This window comes from Arthrobacter sp. I3 (genome assembly GCF_000520575.1).
Taxonomy (GTDB): Bacteria; Actinomycetota; Actinomycetes; order Actinomycetales; family Micrococcaceae; genus Arthrobacter; species Arthrobacter humicola_A.
The window spans coordinates 72,238-73,867 of sequence record NZ_KI914907.1 but is presented as its reverse complement, the minus strand read 5'-3'; the positions used below and the strand labels follow the sequence as shown (position 1 = coordinate 73,867).

The window sequence follows — 1,630 nt, the reverse complement described above, 5'->3', positions numbered from 1 at the left end:
GCGAGGGAACCGGCCACTGGTGTGCCGGCGTCGAACGCGGTGAGGAAAGCGTCCTGGAACGGCAAGAGGGCGTCCACCATGGTCTTGTCCCCCGGCTCGGCCTTGCCGAGCGCGGTGATGGCATCCACGAAGGCCGTGACCGCGGCGGCCGCGTCCTCGCCGCTGTAGCTGTCCTGGTTGCCCAGGGCCTGTCCGGCGGCGATGATCGCCGAGCCCCAGAGCGCACCCGAGGTGCCGCCGGCGCGTTCGCTCCAGGCCTCCCCCGCAGCGGTCAGGACCCGCCACGGCGAGGCGCCGCCGTCGTTCGCGGCAGCCTGTTCGGCCGCGGTGACTGCCGCGTCCACGCCGCGGCGCATGCCGATCCCGTGGTCGCCGTCGCCGGCGACGGCGTCCAGGCGGCCCAGTTCTTCCTCATGCTCGACCACCACGTCCCGCGCGTGGCCGAGGAAGTCGGCGGCCAGCCGGCCGAGGGCTGCCGCCGCGGCGGTGGGCCGTTCGACGTCGGCGGTCTCTTCGGCGTCCGGACCCGCGAGTTCGCGGCGGGCACGGGGGGCCAGGTTTCCCTTGCGGAACGCCGGGGTGTCGGCCGGGGCGGCCCAGTACTGCTCGAGTTCCTCGTCCAGCCACAGCAGGGTCAGGGACAGCCCGGACATGTCCAGGCTCGTGACGAGCTCGCCGCATTCGGGTGCGACGACGGTGAGCCCGGCGGCGGTGAGGAGCTTCTCGATCTTGCCGAACAGCAGGAAGAGCTCGTCGTACTTGACCGTGCCGAGGCCGTTGACGATTGCGACCACGCGGGTGCCGGCGTCGTCCGGTTTGTCGGCCAGGAGCCGGCTGACCAGGAGTTCGGCCAGTTCGGAGGCGGTGGGCATGGGGTGGTCGGAGATGCCCGGTTCACCGTGGATGCCCAGGCCCAGGGACATGTGCCCCGCGGGGACAGAGAACAGCGGGGCCTCCGCGCCGGGCAGCGTGCAGCCGTCGAAGGCCACGCCGAGGGACCGGGTGCGGTAGTTGGTCCGGATGGCCAGCCGTTCGACGTCGTCCAGGCTCAGTCCCGCCTCTGCGGCGGCGCCGGCGATCTTGAAGACCGTCAGGTCCCCGGCGATGCCGCGGCGCTTCTCGATCTGCTCCAGCGGGGCGCTGGCGATGTCGTCGGTGACCAGGACGGTGCGGGTTTCGATGCCTTCGGCGTTGAGACGCAGCTGGGCCTGGCCGAAGTGCAGGACGTCGCCGGCATAGTTGCCGTAGCTCAGCAGCACGCCGCCGCCGGCGTTGGCGGCCTTGGCCACGCGGTAGACCTGGCCGGCCGCGGGCGAGGCGAACATGTTGCCGCAGGCCGAGGCGGTGGCCAGGCCGGGCCCGACGAGGCCGGCGAAGGCCGGGTAGTGCCCGGAGCCGCCGCCGACCACCAGGGCCACCTGCCCGGAGGGGACTTCGGTGGAGCGGACGACGCCGCCGTCGACTCGGGCCACGTAGCCGCGGTTGGCCGCAACGAAGCCGTCCAGTGCCTCATCCGCGAAATCAGCGGGATTGTCGAAGATCTGGGTCATGGTTCCTCATTGAATCCGTGTTGGAGAACTAATGCTGTGGGTAGAGAGGTGGGTGGTGCGGCCGCCCCCCCAAGTGGCTT

1 protein-coding gene is annotated in these 1,630 nt (G+C 71.7%); it reads right to left on the bottom strand.

The window, feature by feature from the left end; genetic code table 11:
- A partial coding sequence (locus Y706_RS23675) for a dihydroxyacetone kinase family protein (protein WP_043434835.1) occupies positions 1-1,550 on the bottom strand: 1,550 nt, incomplete at its 3' end.
- Positions 1,551-1,630: the final 80 nt, after the last annotated feature.